22 protein-coding genes are annotated in these 16591 nt (G+C 58.5%); 14 read left to right on the top strand and 8 right to left on the bottom strand.

What is annotated here, in order from left to right; translation table 11 throughout:
• Positions 1 to 61 precede the first annotated feature (61 nt).
• Positions 62 to 1153, bottom strand: coding sequence for an endonuclease/exonuclease/phosphatase family protein (locus tag HBN63_RS03770; protein ID WP_170048442.1), 1092 nt, complete (start codon positions 1151 to 1153; stop codon positions 62 to 64).
• A gap of 101 nt (positions 1154 to 1254) precedes the next feature.
• Here HBN63_RS03770 and HBN63_RS03765 point away from each other — a divergent pair, with 101 nt between their 5' ends.
• Genes HBN63_RS03765 through HBN63_RS03755 form a run of 3 tightly spaced genes read left to right on the top strand, consistent with a single transcriptional unit; the run spans position 1255 to position 3122 of the window.
• Entirely contained in the window at positions 1255 to 1494 is a 240-nt protein-coding gene (locus HBN63_RS03765) for a CDGSH iron-sulfur domain-containing protein (protein WP_090249176.1), read from the top strand.
• 36 nt (positions 1495 to 1530) lie between these two features.
• A complete protein-coding gene (locus tag HBN63_RS03760; RefSeq protein ID WP_170048441.1) occupies positions 1531 to 2376 on the top strand; it encodes an SDR family oxidoreductase in 846 nt (281 codons plus the stop codon).
• Positions 2376 to 3122: a transporter substrate-binding domain-containing protein gene (locus tag HBN63_RS03755; RefSeq protein WP_170048440.1), complete on the top strand. Its 747-nt coding sequence runs from the start codon at positions 2376 to 2378 to the stop codon at positions 3120 to 3122. Before HBN63_RS03760 ends, HBN63_RS03755 begins: the two co-directional genes overlap by 1 nt.
• 19 nt (positions 3123 to 3141) lie before the next feature.
• Here the strand turns inward: HBN63_RS03755 and HBN63_RS03750 are convergent, their stop codons facing one another.
• Both HBN63_RS03750 and HBN63_RS03745 read right to left on the bottom strand, forming a co-directional pair.
• Positions 3142 to 3576: a VOC family protein gene (locus HBN63_RS03750; RefSeq protein ID WP_090249171.1), complete on the bottom strand. Its 435-nt coding sequence runs from the start codon at positions 3574 to 3576 to the stop codon at positions 3142 to 3144.
• A gap of 30 nt (positions 3577 to 3606) precedes the next feature.
• Positions 3607 to 4269, bottom strand: coding sequence for a YciC family protein (locus HBN63_RS03745; protein WP_170048439.1), 663 nt, complete (start codon positions 4267 to 4269; stop codon positions 3607 to 3609).
• Between the two features lie 133 nt (positions 4270 to 4402).
• Between HBN63_RS03745 and HBN63_RS03740 the strand changes: the two genes are divergently transcribed.
• The 3 genes from HBN63_RS03740 to HBN63_RS03730 all read left to right on the top strand — a co-directional run bounded on the left by HBN63_RS03740 (position 4403) and on the right by HBN63_RS03730 (position 5795).
• On the top strand, positions 4403 to 4882 hold the full coding sequence (locus HBN63_RS03740; RefSeq protein WP_108489414.1) for an NYN domain-containing protein: 480 nt from the start codon (positions 4403 to 4405) through the stop codon (positions 4880 to 4882).
• Positions 4883 to 4885: 3 nt separating this feature from the next.
• Positions 4886 to 5512 carry a 3'-5' exonuclease gene (locus HBN63_RS03735; RefSeq protein ID WP_170048438.1) on the top strand — a complete coding sequence of 209 codons (627 nt, stop codon included), beginning with the start codon at positions 4886 to 4888 and terminating at the stop codon, positions 5510 to 5512.
• 106 nt (positions 5513 to 5618) lie between these two features.
• Entirely contained in the window at positions 5619 to 5795 is a 177-nt protein-coding gene (locus tag HBN63_RS03730; protein WP_143003799.1) for a DUF6435 family protein, read from the top strand.
• 62 nt (positions 5796 to 5857) lie between these two features.
• Here the strand turns inward: HBN63_RS03730 and HBN63_RS03725 are convergent, their stop codons facing one another.
• Entirely contained in the window at positions 5858 to 6823 is a 966-nt protein-coding gene (locus HBN63_RS03725) for a hypothetical protein (protein WP_170048437.1), read from the bottom strand.
• 119 nt (positions 6824 to 6942) lie between these two features.
• On the bottom strand, positions 6943 to 7848 hold the full coding sequence (locus tag HBN63_RS03720; protein WP_167144274.1) for a GlxA family transcriptional regulator: 906 nt from the start codon (positions 7846 to 7848) through the stop codon (positions 6943 to 6945).
• 240 nt (positions 7849 to 8088) lie between these two features.
• On the opposite strand from HBN63_RS03720, the gene HBN63_RS03715 reads away from it, so the two are divergent.
• Positions 8089 to 9225: an acyl-CoA dehydrogenase family protein gene (locus HBN63_RS03715; protein ID WP_170048436.1), complete on the top strand. Its 1137-nt coding sequence runs from the start codon at positions 8089 to 8091 to the stop codon at positions 9223 to 9225.
• A 59-nt stretch (positions 9226 to 9284) separates the two neighbouring features.
• Here HBN63_RS03715 and HBN63_RS03710 read toward each other — a convergent pair whose 3' ends face one another.
• Positions 9285 to 10322 (bottom strand): NADP(H)-dependent aldo-keto reductase, encoded by a 1038-nt coding sequence (locus HBN63_RS03710; protein ID WP_170048435.1) that lies wholly within the window; start codon positions 10320 to 10322, stop codon positions 9285 to 9287.
• Between the two features lie 249 nt (positions 10323 to 10571).
• Between HBN63_RS03710 and rplM the strand changes: the two genes are divergently transcribed.
• From rplM to HBN63_RS03675, 7 genes are all read left to right on the top strand, one after another.
• Entirely contained in the window at positions 10572 to 11000 is a 429-nt protein-coding gene (rplM, locus tag HBN63_RS03705; protein ID WP_090249152.1) for a 50S ribosomal protein L13, read from the top strand.
• A 14-nt stretch (positions 11001 to 11014) separates the two neighbouring features.
• A complete protein-coding gene (gene rpsI / locus HBN63_RS03700; RefSeq protein WP_090249150.1) occupies positions 11015 to 11407 on the top strand; it encodes a 30S ribosomal protein S9 in 393 nt (130 codons plus the stop codon).
• Positions 11408 to 11663: 256 nt separating this feature from the next.
• Positions 11664 to 12257 carry a ubiquinol-cytochrome c reductase iron-sulfur subunit gene (petA, locus tag HBN63_RS03695; protein WP_090249148.1) on the top strand — a complete coding sequence of 198 codons (594 nt, stop codon included), beginning with the start codon at positions 11664 to 11666 and terminating at the stop codon, positions 12255 to 12257.
• The gene (locus HBN63_RS03690) at positions 12257 to 13468 is read left to right on the top strand and encodes a cytochrome bc complex cytochrome b subunit (protein ID WP_090249146.1); all 1212 of its coding nucleotides are present in this window, start codon (positions 12257 to 12259) and stop codon (positions 13466 to 13468) included. Before petA ends, HBN63_RS03690 begins: the two co-directional genes overlap by 1 nt.
• Positions 13468 to 14250, top strand: coding sequence for a cytochrome c1 (locus HBN63_RS03685; protein ID WP_090249144.1), 783 nt, complete (start codon positions 13468 to 13470; stop codon positions 14248 to 14250). The genes HBN63_RS03690 and HBN63_RS03685 overlap by 1 nt, the downstream gene beginning before the upstream one ends.
• 89 nt (positions 14251 to 14339) lie before the next feature.
• Positions 14340 to 14957: a glutathione S-transferase N-terminal domain-containing protein gene (locus tag HBN63_RS03680; protein WP_170048434.1), complete on the top strand. Its 618-nt coding sequence runs from the start codon at positions 14340 to 14342 to the stop codon at positions 14955 to 14957.
• Positions 14958 to 14972: 15 nt separating this feature from the next.
• Positions 14973 to 15386 (top strand): ClpXP protease specificity-enhancing factor, encoded by a 414-nt coding sequence (locus HBN63_RS03675; protein ID WP_170048433.1) that lies wholly within the window; start codon positions 14973 to 14975, stop codon positions 15384 to 15386.
• 64 nt (positions 15387 to 15450) lie between these two features.
• Here HBN63_RS03675 and HBN63_RS03670 read toward each other — a convergent pair whose 3' ends face one another.
• Together HBN63_RS03670 and HBN63_RS03665 are read right to left on the bottom strand one after the other, a co-directional pair.
• On the bottom strand, positions 15451 to 15984 hold the full coding sequence (locus tag HBN63_RS03670; RefSeq protein ID WP_160085465.1) for a BON domain-containing protein: 534 nt from the start codon (positions 15982 to 15984) through the stop codon (positions 15451 to 15453).
• A complete protein-coding gene (locus tag HBN63_RS03665) occupies positions 15981 to 16574 on the bottom strand; it encodes a phosphoheptose isomerase (RefSeq protein WP_090249136.1) in 594 nt (197 codons plus the stop codon). The genes HBN63_RS03670 and HBN63_RS03665 overlap by 4 nt, the downstream gene beginning before the upstream one ends.
• Between the last annotated feature and the right edge of the window lie 17 nt (positions 16575 to 16591).

Here is a 16591-nt window from a genome sequence, read left to right as displayed (position 1 = left end):
GTCACACAACCCGAGCATGGCTAACTGCCAGCAGTTTTGTCCAGTGGCTTGCTGAAAAAGCTTAGTCCAGCGTCGGCAGCAGCAGGCGGGCGAGCACCGGCAGGTGGTCAGAAATGCCTAAGCTGTCGTGTTGGCGTACCTGGCTGTCGAGGAGCGTCAGCTGTGGGCTGTGGAACAGGTAGTCGAGGGTACGATCCGGGCCAGTCACTGCCGGATCGTTGGGGTAATGGGTGTACCAGCGCGTCTGTTCTGCGCCGCTGGCCTGCTCCAGGCTCGGCACCATCGGGTAGCGCTCAGCCAGTTGCTGCAACTCACTGGTGGGACTGTACCAGCTGCGCTGGTTCTCAGGCAGGCGCTGGTACTGGCCGGTAGGCAACAGGTTGAAGTCGCCGCCGATCACCCAGGGTTTGCCGTCGGCCTGGAGCTGGTCGAGCAGGCTGCGGGTCATGGCCACTTGGCGCTGCATGGTGTCATTACCTTGGGCGAAGGCATCCAGATGGGTGTTGATGGCGACCAGTTCGCCACCGCCACGCACGGGTAGGTGACTGACCAGCAAGGCACGCTTGAGGTTGAATTGGCGGCTGATCAGGTTGGCGGGCATCAGCGGCAGTTGCAGGCGTTCGGCGTGGGATATCTGGAAGCGGCTGAGGGTGCCCAGCTGCATGCCGACGCTGCCGAGAATCTGCGGGTGCGGCACAAAGGCTGCTTTCCAGTAATAAGCCTGGCTGCTGCACGGATACAGGTCACTTAAACGCTCGTGCAACAGTGCGAGCTGGTTCTGATAGTCCGTCGCTTTGGCCCCGTTGTGCAGTTCTTGCAGCAGGACGATATCGGGCTGCTCGTCACGCAGAATGCGGGCGACTTCATCCAGGGTAAACGCCAAGTCTTGCGCGCTGGGGCGCTGGTCGGGGCCGTTGCCACCGACCAGGTCGTACCAGAACACATAGCGCTTGCCGGCCAGGTATTGGATGTTCCAGGTCATCACTTTCAGAGCCTGGCCGGGTTGCAGTTGCGGCGCGCTGGTCTGGCAACTCACGGGGGCGGCTTCGCGGGCGGCTGGGTGCCAGGTCAGGCTGTAGATCAGTGCCGCCAGCACGCAGCACAGGCTGGCCATGCTGAGCAGGAGAAGGCGCAGGAATCGGGGCAGGGGCATAAACAGGATCGCCGGCAGGTGAACTATGCTGTGGGAGCATACCGGAGATGGCCGATGCTGCCGATGTTGCAGCGGCCTGCTCGGGTGCTTCAGGAGGTCACATGACTCACCCAACGATTGCCCAGCGCAGCCCCTATGCGGTTGCGGTCACCGCCGGCAACGACTACTTCTGGTGCCGCTGCGGGCTCAGCGCCGCACAGCCGTTCTGCGACGGCAAACATAAAGGCAGCGGTTTCACCCCGTTGAAGTTCCACGCAGACGAGGACGCCACCCTGTACTTCTGTGGCTGCAAGCACACCCAGATACCGCCTTGTTGCGATGGCAGCCATAACAGGTTGTAGTAACCGCTATTGCAGTCACTGGGTTGGAGACAGGTTATGTACCGCAAGGTGTTCGCCAACAAGGTATTCGACCGCAAAGTTGTGGTGATTACGGGCGGCTGCGCCGGTATTGGCCGCGCGCTGGCCATGCGCTTGGCACAGGCCGGCGCTCGGCTGGTGATCTTTGATCTGCAGCAGCAGGCGCTCGACAGCCTGGTGCAGCACCTGGCCGATCATCACAATGCTGAGGTTCTGGGCGTGCTCTGTGATGTGGCCGATGCGGCGGCAGTTGAGCGGGCGATGGCGCTGACCGTCGAGCGTTTTGGCGGCATTGATGTACTGGTCAATAACGCCGGCATTACCCACCGCAGCAGCTTTGCCGACACGGAGCTAGCCGTGTTTCAGAGGATTATGGCGGTCAACTATTTTGGCGCGCTGCACTGCACCAAGGCTGCTTTGCCCAGTTTGATCGCCCGCGGCGGGCAGATCATCGTGCTCAGCTCTCTCTCAGGCTTTGCGCCGCTGCTTTATCGCAGTGCCTATAACTCCAGCAAGCATGCCCTGCATGGTCTGTTTGAAACCCTGCGCTATGAGCTGAAGGGCTCCGGGGTCAATGTGATGCTGGTGTGCCCTGGCTTTACGGCCACTGACCTGCGCAAGAATGCCTTGGTCGGTGACGGCTCTGTGGCGGCGCAACCTCCGTTGGCCATGGGCTCGGTGGCTTCGCCGCAGGATGTCGCTGAGGCTATCTACCAAGGTGCCTTGAAGCGTCGTCGGCTGCTGGTATTGTCCAATGTCGACTGGCGCGCGCGGGTGTTGGCGCGGTTCTTCCCGCGGCTGTTCGAGCGGGTGCTGCTGCCGCGCCTGTCTGGCTTGAAGCCGCAGCGTGCAGGACGGTCCTGATGCGCCGCGCATGGCCCGTTTTACTGCTGTTGCTCGGTGCGCCGCTGCACGCCGAGGAGCCGCCTGCGTTGCGGGTCATGACCGATATCTGGCCACCGTTCCGTATGCAGGAGGGTGATGGCCCGCTAACGGGGCTAGACATTGATGTGCTCGAGCAGCTTACTCAGCGCACCGGGTTGCGCTTCGATGTCCAGCGCGCGCCCTGGGCGCGCGGTTTGGCGGCGCTGCAGAACGGCAAGGCGGACTTGATGACGGGGTTGGCGAAAACCCCTGAGCGTGAGGGTTATATCCATTATCTCGCACAGCCTTACTACGCTTGTGCGCCGCGTTTCTATGCTGCACCGGCGCAGGCCAAGGCGCTACAGAGCTACAGTCAGCTGGCCAGCCTGACGATTGGTCATGTGCTGGAGTCGGCGTACTTCGAGCCGTTTGATTCAGATCCGCAACTGCGCAAAACCGCGGTCAATACTGAAGGGCAGTTACTGGAAATGCTGGTGCGTGGCCGCTTGCAAACGGTGATCGGCACCGATTGTCAGGTCGACTACGAATTGCGCGATGCGCGCTGGAATGGCCATATCGCCAAAGCGGTGTTTCAGCCCGAAGCACGCACCGATTTGTACATTGGCTTCTCCCGCCAGCGCGGCTTGCAGGCGCAGTATCAGCAGGTAAGCGAAGCACTGGCGCAGATGCAGGCTGAAGGCTGGATCGCCAAGGCGGCGCAGCGTTATCAGTCCACCGCGCCTTGAGCTGCAACAGGCTCAGCCATCAATGCTCGTGCGGCTCGATATACACCTCGTAGATCATTTCCAGATCCCAGAACGCTGCTTCGATCTTGTGGCCATCCAGATCGCGAACAAAGCAGCCGTAATAGGGCTCGCCATATTCTGCGCGAGGGCCGGGAGCGCCTTCATCGCTGGCGCCAGCTTCCAGGGCTGCCTGGTAGAAATCGTGCACGGCGGCCTTGTTCGATGCGACAAAGCCGAAGTGGCTGCCATTGCCAATGCTTGCCGGTTTGCCGTTGATCGGCGTCTGCACCCAGAACTCCGGGTATTCGCGGCCATAGGCGACTGCGCCAGGGTGGGCAAGTACGCGCTTGCAGCCGAGGGTGGCGAGCACCTGATCGTAGAAGGCGGTGGCCTTGTCGAATTGATTGGTGCCGATGGAAATATGCGAAAGGATGCTCGGGTTGGCGTCAGCCATGGTTCTGTCCTCCTTGAGTGTCGCTGGCGTTCACTCGACTTCGGGCTGGGTGCTGCGCAGCATAAATAGACGAAACAGCACGACGCTTGAGAATAGTTGTAAAAAGCGACTTGCGCAGTCGAGCAGCAGACTGGCCAGGGCGTTGTCGGCGAAGGTTTCGCTGGAGTGGCTCCAGCCGTCGAGCAGCCACAGCGGCAGCATGACAATCAGGATGCAACCGAGCATGGGCCAGAAGTAACCGCTGCTCAGTTGGAAGCTCTCGTGCAGCGCCTTCATCGGGCTCAGACCGCGCAACACCAGCAGGTACTCGGCAAACGCCAGTTTGACCATCAGCCAGACTCCCGGCAGCACGAACAGCGATGCGCCGAGCAGAATTGCCAAGGTATTGAGACCTGCCAGCAGAGCAAAACTTGGCCACAAGCGCAGGCTGGCGGCCAGCAGGTCGAGGGCGCGGGGCCGCTGGCCTTGGCTGCGTGCGTCGAGGAATAGAATCAGCGCGGCGCTATATAACGGGTAGAACAGCAAACCGGCGAGCAGGCGCCAGAGGGTGGCGGATTCGGCGTCCACCAGGCTGGTGACCTGCTGCAGCAACAAGCCTTCGAGCACGATCAACGGCAGGCACAGGCGGGCAATCGCCACCAGGTTATGGCTGAAGAAATACCAGGAGTCGCGCAGAGCGGAGGTCATATTCATGGTGGGCGCGTGTTGAGTCTGAGAGTCGCCACTCTAGCCGATTGCCCCTGGCGCTCCAATTTATGCCGGCTTTGCTAGTGCCTTGCTTCTGGCATACTGCCAGGCGCTTATTGCCCTGCCATGAGGATTACCGGTGAAGAAGATCGCCGTATTCGCCGATGTACAGAACCTCTATTACACCGTGCGCCAGGCCTATGGTTGCCATTTCAACTACGCCGCGCTGTGGGCCGATATCAGTCAGCATGGGCAGATTGTCGAAGCTTATGCCTACGCTATCGACCGAGGCGATCAGAAGCAGCAGCAGTTTCAGCAGATCCTGCGCAACCTCGGCTTTACCGTAAAACTCAAACCCTTTATCCAGCGTAGCGACGGCTCGGCCAAAGGCGATTGGGATGTCGGTATCACCATCGACATCATGGACGCCGCGCCGCGCGTCGATGAAGTGGTGCTGGCCTCCGGTGATGGCGACTTCGATCTGCTGCTGGACAAAATTCGCGGCAGTTATGGCGTTGAGGCGGTGGCCTATGGCGTGCCAGGTCTGACCGCGCAATCGCTGGTGCGTGCGGCCAGTCGCTACGTGCCGATCGACGGCGCACTGCTGCTGAGAAACTGAGCAATGCTTGCCGACTCCATCGCCGTACTCGACTTTGAAACCACTGGCATGTCGCCAGCCCAGCAGGCGCGCGCCACCGAAATCGGCGTGGTAATCGTCGAGGATGGGCAGATCGTAGCCCGCTACCAGAGCCTGATGAACAGCGGCGCCTGGGTGCCGCCGTTTATCGAGCAGCTCACAGGCATCAGCAATGCCATGTTGCGCACCGCACCGCCTGCCGCGCAGGTGATGCAGGACGTGGCGGAGTTTGTAGGCGACCGTCCGCTGCTGGCGCATAACGCCAGCTTCGATCAGAAGTTCTGGGACGCCGAGTTGGCACTGATTCGCCGTCGCCGCGTGCAGCCGTTTGCCTGTTCTTTGTTGCTGTCGCGTCGTCTGTTACCGATGGCGCCGAGCCACAAGCTGGACAATCTCAACCAGTGGATTGGTCTGCCCGATACTGGCAAGGCGCACCGTGCGCTGGCAGATGCCGAGATGGCGGCCAACCTGACCTGCTTTATGGCGGCGTTGCTGCGTGAGCGCCATGGCATTGCCGAGATTTCCCATGAGCTGCTGTGCAACCTGCAGCGGGTGCCCGCCGCGAAGATGTCGCTGGCGTTGCAGAAAATTCGTGATCACGCCTTTGGCTGACGATACTTTTAGCGGCTTGTTACATCTGCGTCTCAACCATGGCGCGTGACTGAATTAAGCTGGACAGGCACCTATCCGGGGCTCTTTGTCGACAGAGGCACACAGCATGTTCGGTTTGTTTAAAAGCGATCCCGCCAAGAAACTACGCAAGCAATACAGTGCCAAGTTGGAAGAGGCGATGCAGGCGCAGCGTAATGGTGATATCCGCAGCTATTCGATGCTGACGGAAGAAGCGCAGGCGTTGTGGGCGCAGTTGGAGCCCCTGGAGCGGGCCAAGCAATAAGTTGCCGATGCAAAAATCAAAAAAGGCTGCCATCAGGCAGCCTTTTTGCGTTTAAGTGGGGCTTAATTTTGCGCCAGCTTTTGCTCGTATTGGGCGAGCATTTTCTGTGCGTGAGCCACTTCCAGGGCTTCCATGGCGTTGATCGGCTTGATCGCTACCGCGCGCTTGAGGTGTTGCAGTGCCTTGTCCTGCTCGTCGTCGCCGTACACATAGGTCAGTGCGTTAGCGTATTCGTAGTGGCCGATGGGCAGATTGTCCTGGGCCTTGAAGCTGCGGCTGAAGTATTTCTCCATATTGTCGGCGCTGACGCCGTAAGTCATGCGCCCAACCATCTTGCCGACCTTGCGGATTACCCCAGCTTCATAGCCGCCATACAGCGCCAGAGCAAAGGGTTGTTGCGGGTGCTTGGCCAGCAGGGCCTTGAGTTCGTCAGGAATCTGCGAGGTGTAGCCGCGCTTGAGTACTACCGGTACTGACAGCTCTTCACCCAGGCGCGCCTTGGCGTACACCCGGCCGAATTGCGCCACCGTATCGGCCTGAACCAGCTCGCCGGCCTGATCGGTGTAAGTGATCACCTCTTCCAGCAGCTTGTGCTTCTCGGCCTGGTCGGGCACCAGGAACATGGCATACACCACCTGGGCAAACATCGCCGGGATCTGCCCGCCAACACCCAAGGCCAGGCCCTGTTGCTTGGCCTCGGCGAAATCACCACGGAACATTAACCGCCAGACATCCTGCAGCTTGGCCGCGTAAACCTCGGCTTCTTCCGGCTTACCAGTGAAGCCGGTGTTGGCCAGTACGGTTTTTTCCAGCGCCTGAGGGTGCGTGGTGGCCATAGTCACCACCCAGTCAGCGTCGGGGAAGGGGTAGTTGGCGCCAAAGCCGCGTGTCAGTTGCGGCCAGGCCTGGCGCAGTTTGTCGCCTGAGTAGTCGTAGGCGCTTTGGTCGTAGGGGAACGGTTTCCAGTTGTCAGCGGCGACAGCGCTGAAGCTGCAGGCGGCAAGTAAGGAGATAAGTGTGCGGCGCATGGCGATGACCTGATTGTTGTAGGTATGCGCCGATCATAGAGTGCTGCCGCCCGCGCCCCACCCATCCAAGGATGAGTTGCGCGGGTTTTCAGTGCGTTGAGCCTGCTGCTGTGCCGATCTTAAGCATGGCTGTCCTTGTGCTGGAACTGTCGGCGGTACTGGTTGGGTGACAGTTCCGTGTGCTGACGGAACAACCGGGCGAAGAAGCTGGCATCGTCGTAACCTACTTCATAGCTGATGGTCTTGATGCTTTTGCGGGTGGCGCTGAGTAGCCCCTTGGCAGTTTCGATACGCAGGCGTTGCAGGTAGTGCAGCGGTTTATCGCCGGTGGCGGTTTGGAAGCGCCGCATAAAGTTACGGATGCTCATGCCGTGTTCACGGGCGACATCTTCGAAGCGGAACTTGTCGGCGAAGTGATCTTCCAGCCATTGCTGGATCTGCAGGATGGTCATGTCGTGGTGCAGCTTCTGCCCGCCAAAGCCGATGCGGCCGGGGGCGTAGTTGCGTTGCACTTCATAAAGAATGTCGCGGGCCACACCCTGGGCCACGCTGGCGCCGCAGAAGCGTTCGATCAAGTAGATATACAGGTCACAGGCGGAGGTCACACCGCCGGCGCAATACAGGTTGTCAGCGTCCGACAGGTGTTTTTCCTGGTTTAGCAGTACCTTGGGGAAGCGCTCGGCAAACTCGTTGAAGAAGCGCCAATAGGTGGTCGCTTCCTTACCGTCGAGTAGGCCGGCCTGGGCCATCCAGAACACCCCTGTGGCTTCGCCGCAGATTGCGCTGCCGGCGGCATGGCGCTGTTTCAGCCAGCTGAGCACTTGCGGGTGGCGCTGGCACAGGGCGTCGAAGTCATCCCAGAAGGCTGGCAGGATGATCACGTCGGCATCTGCCAGTGCGCCGTCGACCGGGATCAGCACATCACTGAAACTGCGTACGGGCTTGCCGTCCGGGCTGACTAGATGGATTTCAAAGGTCGGCGTCAGGCCTCGGCCCTGCTGTTTGCCGTAGCGCAGGCTGGCCATGTGGAAGAAGTCTTTGGCCTGCATCAGGGTCGAGGCAAACACACCCTCGGTTGCAAGAATGCTGACGCGGTGCAGCGGCGCTGGTGACGGATTCGGCATATATATTGTTCTTATTAAGGCTAAGTGGTCATGAGCTGGCTGGATCGTCTTATTTTTTGGCGCTTGTGTCCAGTGTGACCAAGCGTTTGCTTGGCTAAAGTCGAGGCCACTTTAAAACCGCTCTATCAAGCAGGTGTTGCCATGATCCCTAGAACGATTTTCAGCTCCGAACACGAACAGTTTCGCGACAGCGTGCGCAAGTTCCTTGAGCAGGAAGCCGTGCCTTTCCATCATCAATGGGAAAAGGATGGGCATATCGACCGTGCGCTGTGGAACAAGGCGGGGGAGGCGGGAATGCTCTGCTCGCATATCCCGGAAGAGTACGGTGGCATGGCCGCGGATTTTCTCTACAGCACCGTGGTGATCGAGGAGGTCGGCCGCCTGGGCCTGACTGGCATCGGTTTCTCCCTGCATTCGGACATCGTCGCGCCCTACATCCTGCATTACGGCACCGAGGCGCAGAAACAGCATTACCTGCCAAAACTGGTGTCTGGAGAGATGGTCACTGCCATCGCCATGACCGAGCCCGGTGCCGGCTCCGACTTGCAGGGCGTAAAAACCACCGCGGTGCTGGATGGTGATGAATACGTGATCAATGGCTCGAAGACCTTTATCACCAACGGTTTTCTGGCTGATTTGGTAATCGTGGTGGCCAAGACCGATCCGAAAGCCGGTGCCAAGGGCACTAGCCTGTTCCTGGTCGAGGCTAATACACCGGGCTTCTCCAAAGGCAAGCGTCTGGAAAAAGTCGGCATGAAGGCCCAGGACACCTCCGAGCTGTTCTTTCAGGATGTACGTGTACCTAAGGAAAATCTGCTGGGCCAAGCCGGCATGGGCTTCGCCTATCTGATGCAGGAATTGCCGCAGGAGCGTCTGACCGTCGGTGTCGGCGCCTTGTCCTCGGCCGAGGCGGCACTACAGTGGACCCTGGAGTACACCCGCGAGCGCAAGGCCTTCGGCAAGCCGATTGGTGATTTTCAGAACACTCGTTTCAAACTGGCAGAAATGGCCACGGAAATTCAGATCGGTCGGGTGTTTGTCGACCGCTGCCTGGAGCTGCATCTGCAGGGCAAGTTGGATGTGCCGACGGCGGCGATGCTCAAGTACTGGGGCACCGACCTGCAGTGCAAGGTGCTCGATGAGTGCGTGCAGCTACACGGCGGCTACGGCTATATGTGGGAATACCCGGTGGCGCGCGCCTGGGCCGATGCGCGGGTGCAGCGCATTTATGCGGGTACCAACGAGATCATGAAAGAGATCATCGCCCGTTCGCTGTGATCGAATGCTGAATAAAAAAGCCCGGCTATTGCCGGGCTTTTTTATGTCTCGCGCACTGATTAGGGGGCTGGGTTGGGCTGGGCTTTGTGAATCGCTTCGATAGCAGTTAGCACCTCGGCAGAGAGTTTTAGTTCGCTGCTGGTCAGGTTGCTGTCCAGTTGCTCCAGGCTGGTCGCGCCAATGATGTTGCTGGTGACGAAGGGTTGCGCGGTGACAAAGGCCAAGGCCATCTGGGCTGGATCCAGGCCATGCTCGCGCGCCAGAGCGACATAGCGTGCGCAGGCGCTTTCCGACTCCGGGTTGGTGTAGCGGGTAAAGCGGCTAAACAGGCTGATCCGCGCATTGGTCGGACGCGCGCCGTCAGCGTACTTGCCGGAGAGCATGCCGAAGGCCAGGGGCGAGTAAGCGAGCAGGCCACATTGTTCGCGGATGGCGATTTCTGCCAGGCCCACTTCGAAGCTGCGGTTGAGCAGGTTGTAGGGGTTCTGGATCGACACGCTGCGCGGCCAGCCACGTTGTTCGGCCAGCTGCAGGAACTTCATGGTGCCCCAGGGCGTTTCATTGGATAGGCCGATATGGCGTATCTTGCCGGCCTTGACCTGTTCATCCAGCGCTTCGAGGGTTTCCTCCAGTGGCGTGTATTCGCTGTCCTGGTGGCGATAACCAAGCTGACCGAAGAAATTGGTCGGGCGTTCCGGCCAGTGCAGTTGGTAGAGGTCGATCCAGTCAGTTTGCAGGCGTTTTAGGCTGGCATCCAGCGCTTGGGCGATATGCGCGCGGTTGTGTTTGAGCTGACCGTCGCGGATATAGCCGATGCCATTGCCAGGGCCGGCGATCTTGCTGGCCAGCACCCAGTCTGCACGATCACCACGCTGTTTGAAGTAGTCACCGATGATTTGTTCGGTCTTGCTGTAGGTTTCGGCGCGTGGCGGTACCGGGTACATCTCGGCGGTATCGATGAAATTTACCCCGTAGGCCTTGGCGCGTCCGATCTGGGCGAAGCCCTCGCTAGAGCTGTTCTGTTCGCCCCAGGTCATGGTGCCCAGGCACAGGCTGCTGACCTTGAGATCGGTGCGGCCGAGTTGACGGTAATCCATTGCTAGCTCCTTGAGAAAAGCGGGTCGGCATAATCGTGTTGAAATTCTCCGCGCAATCTGCATAATTGCGCACCTCTTTCTGCAGTGGAAGTGATGCGCCGCCTGCCGAAGAATCTTGCCGTATTACGGACGCGCTGACCCGAGCCCCCGATAGCGCCTGTTTTCGGCTGCCTTTGACTTGTCAAAGTACGCACTATTCAGTAAGATCCGCCGTCTTATTTATCAGGGCGGCCCCTGAGGCTATAAAGAATGAAAACTTTTACTGCTAAACCGGAAACAGTTAAGCGCGACTGGTTTGTCGTCGACGCTGCAGGTCAGACCCTGGGTCGTCTGGCTACCGAAGTTGCAAGCCGTCTGCGTGGCAAGCACAAGCCTGAATACACTCCGCACGTTGATACCGGTGACTACATCGTCATCATCAACGCTGAGCAGATTCGCGTTACCGGTGCCAAGACCACTGACAAGATGTACTACTCCCACTCCGGTTTCCCGGGCGGCATCAAGTCGATCAACTTCGAGAAGCTGATCGCTAAGGCCCCTGAGCGCGTGATCGAGACCGCGGTTAAAGGCATGCTGCCGAAGAACCCGCTGGGTCGCGACATGTATCGTAAGCTGAAAGTGTATGCGGGCGCTGCTCACCCCCACACTGCTCAGCAGCCCCAAGAACTGAAGTTTTAACGGAATAGTTCATTATGTCGGCGACTCAAAATTACGGCACTGGCCGTCGCAAGACTGCAACCGCTCGCGTTTTCCTGCGTGCGGGCACTGGCAAAATCTCCATCAACAATCGCACTCTTGATGGTTTCTTCGGTCGCGAAACTGCCCGCATGGTAGTTCGTCAGCCGCTGGAACTGGTTGAGATGACCGAGAAGTTCGATATCTTCGTTACCGTAATCGGTGGCGGTGTAAGTGGTCAGGCTGGCGCAATTCGCCACGGCATCACTCGCGCCCTGATGGACTACGACGAAGCTCTGCGTCCTGCACTGCGTAAAGCTGGCTTCGTGACTCGCGACGCCCGTGAAGTTGAACGTAAGAAGGTTGGTCTGCGTAAAGCGCGTAAGCGTCCGCAGTACTCCAAGCGTTAATTCGCTACCTGCGTTCACGAAAACGCCCAGTTTCCTTTCGGAGCTGGGCGTTTTTTGTGGGCGATTATTTGCTCTGCGGCATCATGCCGCATCCGTGCACGCCGTGATTTGTAAGGGGTTGAGTCCGCTCTGGCTGGGTAATTACCTTGTCAGTAGAGGGGCTTTTCTTTACCATTTGGCAAATTTTTTGTGCGACTCGATTTTTACCTAGTATAGGCCTGACCAACAGGCCATAAAGCTGATGGGAGACGACTGAATGAGCAATGACGGCGTGAATGCAGGCCGGCGTCGCTTTCTAGTAGCGGCCACCTCTGTGGTGGGCGCTGCAGGAGCGGTGGGTGCCGCGGTCCCGTTCGTAGGGTCCTGGTTCCCAAGCGCCAAGGCTAAAGCTGCCGGAGCACCCGTGAAGGTGAACGTCAGCAAAATTGAGCCTGGCCAGCAGATGGTTGCTGAATGGCGGGGGCAGCCGGTGTTTATCGTGCGCCGTACCGAGGAAATCCTCAGTAACTTGGTGAAAATCGAGGGCCAGCTGGCTGACTTCGATTCCAAGGCGTCTGAGCAGCCAAGTTATGTCGACCCCAAAACCCGCTCGATCAAGCCGGAAGTGCTGTTGCTGGTAGGTCTGTGCACCCACCTGGGTTGTGCACCGTCTTTCCGTCCGGAAGTTGCACCTGCTGATCTGGGTGCTGACTGGGTTGGTGGTTACTTCTGCCCTTGCCACGGTTCGCGCTATGACCTGGCTGGCCGCGTTTACAAGGCTCAGCCTGCGCCCCTGAACCTGCCGGTGCCGCCGCACACGTATGAGTCGGATGATGTGATCATCATCGGTGTGGATCAGGAGAAAGCATGATGAGCAAATTCATGGAATGGGTCGATGCGCGCTTTCCCGCGACCAAAATGTGGGAAGACCATCTCTCCAAGTATTACGCGCCAAAGAACTTCAACTTCTTCTACTTTTTCGGCTCCCTGGCACTGCTGGTGCTGGTTAACCAGATCGTTACAGGTGTCTGGCTGACCATGAGTTACACGCCTTCGGCTGAACAGGCATTTGCCTCGGTCGAGTACATCATGCGTGACGTGGAGTACGGCTGGATCTTGCGCTACCTGCACTCCACCGGTGCTTCAGCGTTTTTCGTGGTGGTGTACCTGCACATGTTCCGCGGCCTGCTCTACGGTTCCTATCAGAAACCGCGTGAGTTGGTGTGGATCTTCGGCATGCTGATCTACCTGATGCTGATGGCAGAAGCCTTTATGGGCTACCTGCTGCCGTGGGGCCAGATGTCCTACTGGGGTGCCCAGGTAATCATCTCGCTGTTCGGTGCCATCCCAGTGATCGGTGCGGACCTGACTCAGTGGATTCGCGGTGACTACCTGATTTCCGGGATCACGCTGAACCGCTTCTTCGCCCTGCACGTGGTAGCCCTGCCGATTGTGATTCTCGGTCTGGTGGTGCTGCACATCCTGGCGTTGCACGAAGTTGGCTCGAACAACCCAGACGGCGTTGACATCAAGAAGAAGAAAGACGAGAACGGCATTCCGCTCGACGGCATCGCCTTCCATCCTTACTACACCGTGAAAGATATCGTCGGTGTTGTGGTGTTCCTGTTTATCTTCTGCTTCGTGATCTTCTTCTTCCCGGAAATGGGTGGTTATTTCCTCGAGAAGCCGAACTTCGAAGCCGCTAACCCGTTCAAGACGCCTGCGCACATTGCTCCTGTTTGGTACTTCACCCCGTTCTACGCAATTCTGCGGGCGGTGCCAGACAAGCTACTGGGTGTAATTGCCATGGGTGCGGCTATTGCAGTGCTGTTTGTGCTGCCGTGGCTGGATCGTAGCCCGGTTAAATCGATGCGCTACAAGGGCTGGATGAGCAAGGTCTGGTTGCTGATCTTCTGTGTGTCTTTCGTGATTCTGGGTGTGCTGGGTGTGCTGGCGCCGACACCAGGCCGTACGTTGCTGTCGCAGGTGTGTACCTTCCTGTACTTCGCGTACTTCATCCTGATGCCGTTCTATACCAAACTCGAGAAGACCAAACCGGTTCCGGAAAGGGTGACTGGCTGATGAAAAAGCTATTTGCTGCACTCGTAATTGCTGCAATGCCTGCCCTGGCTCTGGGTGCTGGTGGTGTTGAGTATCCACTGGACAAGGTAGAGATTGATCTGACCGACAAAGCCGCCATGCAGGATGGGGCGCGCACCTTCGCGAACTACTGCATGGGTTGCCACTCCGCGCAATACCAGCGCTATGAGCGGGTGGCCAATGACTTGGGGATTCCCCATGAAGTCATGCTGAGCAACCTGGTGTTTACTGGCGCGAAGATTGGCGAGCACATGAACATCGGGATGAAGCCGGCCGATGCTAAAGCTTGGTTTGGTGCTGCTCCGCCGGATCTGACTCTGGTTGCGCGTGTGCGTGGCAATGACTGGTTGTACACCTACCTGCGCACGTTCTATGAAGATCCTGCGCGTCCGCTGGGTGCTAACAACAAGGTGTTCCCGAACGTCGGTATGCCGAACGTGCTCGTGGGCCTGCAGGGTCGCCAGTACATCGGTTGCAAGCAGGTTCAAGTGGTCGAAGACGGCAAGAAGATGTTCGATCCACTGACTGGCACGCCGATTACTCATGAAGCCTGCGACCAGCTGACCATCGAGCCGAAAACGGGTGCATTGAGTCCGGAGGAGTTCGACGAGAAGATCCAGAACTTGGTGACCTTCCTCGCTTACTCGGCTAACCCGGTCAAACTGAAAAGTCAGCGCATCGGCACCTACGTGCTGCTGTATCTTGCCTTCTTCTTCGTATTCGCCTATCTGCTCAAGCGCGAGTACTGGAAGGACATACATTAATCCGTTGCATCTCCGCTGTTGACCTGCGCGCCCCTTTGGGCGCGCAGGTCTTTCTGCTTCACATAACTTTATAAGCGAGGAGGACCGCCATGGGCGTGACCAATCGGTTGGCCTGTTACTCCGACCCCGCCGACCACTATTCCCACCGCGTACGTATTGTGCTCGCCGAGAAGGGTGTAAGCGCCGAGATCATCAGTGTCGAAAAAGGTCGTTATCCGGCCAAGCTGCTTGAGGTTAACCCTTATGCCAGCCTGCCGACCTTGGTGGACCGCGATTTGGCACTGTATGAGTCGACTGTGGTAATGGAATACCTGGATGAGCGATACCCGCATCCACCGTTGTTGCCGGTGTACCCGGTTGCGCGTGCCAATAGCCGTCTGTTGATCCATCGCATTCAGCGTGACTGGTGCGCGCAAGTGGACCTGATCCTCGATTCGCGCAGCAAAGAGCCGGCCCGTGCCCTGGCGCGCAAGGAGCTGCGTGAGAGCCTGACAGGGGTGTCGCCGTTGTTTGCCGATAAGGCGTATTTCCTCAGTGATGAATTGAGTCTGGTGGACTGCTGTCTGCTGCCGATTCTTTGGCGTTTGCCGATTCTGGGGATAGAGTTGCCAAAGCCGGCCAAGCCTTTGCTGGACTACATGGATCGTCAGTTTGCTCGTGAAGCGTTCCAGGCCAGTCTGTCGCCTGTCGAACGTGATATGCGTTAACCCGAGGAGGTAGTGATGAAGTCGAGTCGTCCTTATCTGGTTCGTGCCTTCTATGAGTGGATCGTGGACAACGACTGCACCCCGCATTTGCTGGTCAATGCCGAATTTGCCGGTGTGCAAGTGCCTACCGGCTTTGCCAGCGATGGTCAGATAGTCCTGAATGTCTCGCCGACCGCCGTGCGCAATTTGCACATGGACAATGAGGCCGTGAGCTTTGAGGGGCGTTTTTCCGGCGTGCCGCAAAGCCTGTATATCCCTGCGGCTGCGGTACTGGCGATTTATGCGCGGGAGAATGGTCAGGGCATGGTGTTTGATGCCGAGTCATCGATGCTTGAGGGGGGCGAGATCGACGATCCGGATGAGCAAAGCCCTCCGGATGATGAGCCGCCACGCCCCAGCGGCAGGCCCAGTCTTAAAGTGGTTAAGTAAACATAAAAAGGCGATCCGAGGATCGCCTTTTTTATTGCTGCTATTCAGGTCGGCTGTAGAGCGATCAGTTGGTGTACTCGAACAGCTTCACGACTTTCTGCACCCCAGAGACGCTCTGCACCAAGTTGGTGGCATGACTGGCTTCCGCTTGCGAGACCAGGCCGAGCATGTAGACGATGCCATTTTCGGTGATCACCTTGATACGTGTACCTGGCACAGCGCTGTCCGCCAGCATCTGGGTTTTGATGCGGCTGGTCAGCAATGAGTCATTGCTGCGTACAAGAAGAGAGGTGGGCTGCAGGACCTGCAGTTCGTTGTGCACCTTTTTCACATTGCCGACTCGGCGAGCAGCTTGCTCAGCCATGCCTTTGAGCTCGTTGCGCGGTGTCTGGCCGGCCAGGAGCACCACACCGTTGTAGCTGGTGACGATGATGTGTGAGGTCGGGCTGGTCAGGTCGATGTGCGCGCGTGCCACGCTGGAGCTGACTTCCGAGGGAATAAACTGGTCATCGATCTTGTTGCCGACGCTGCGATTGCCGCAGCCGGCCAGCGCAAGGGTCAGCGCCAAAGCGGCGAGGATTAATGGTGAGCGGGTCATTCTTCACTCCCAAACAGTTGGCTGTCGATCAGGTCGCACAGGCAGTGGATGGCCAGCAAGTGGACTTCCTGAATGCGTGCGGTGACTTTTGAAGGTACGCGGATTTCCACGTCTTCCGGCAGCAACAGTGACGCCATGCCGCCGCCATCGCGACCGGTGAGGGCCACCACGGTCATCTCGCGGTCGTGAGCGGCTTGGATGGCCTGGATCACGTTTGCAGAGTTGCCGCTGGTAGAAATTGCCAGCAGCACGTCGCCTGGCTGACCGAGTGCGCGAATCTGCTTGGAGAACACCTCGTTGTAGCTGTAATCGTTGGCGATCGAGGTGATGGTCGAGCTGTCAGTGGTCAGGGCGATGGCCGGCAGGCTGGGACGTTCACGCTCGAAGCGGTTGAGCAGTTCCGAGGAAAAGTGCTGGGCATCGCCGGCTGAGCCGCCGTTACCGCAGGAGAGGATCTTGCCTTCGCTCAGCAGTGCCTGAACCATGGCCTGGCTGCCCTGCTCGATGAAGGGGATGAGCACTTCCATGGCCTGCTGCTTGGTTTCAATGCTGGCTTGGAACAGATGGCGAATACGGGCTTGCATGTCCATTAGGGGTCTAACCTTCA

The sequence above is a fragment of the Pseudomonas sp. WS 5011 genome (assembly GCF_012985775.1).
Lineage (GTDB): Bacteria > Pseudomonadota > Gammaproteobacteria > Pseudomonadales > Pseudomonadaceae > Aquipseudomonas > Aquipseudomonas peli.
This window is presented reverse-complemented; position numbering and strand designations above follow the sequence as displayed.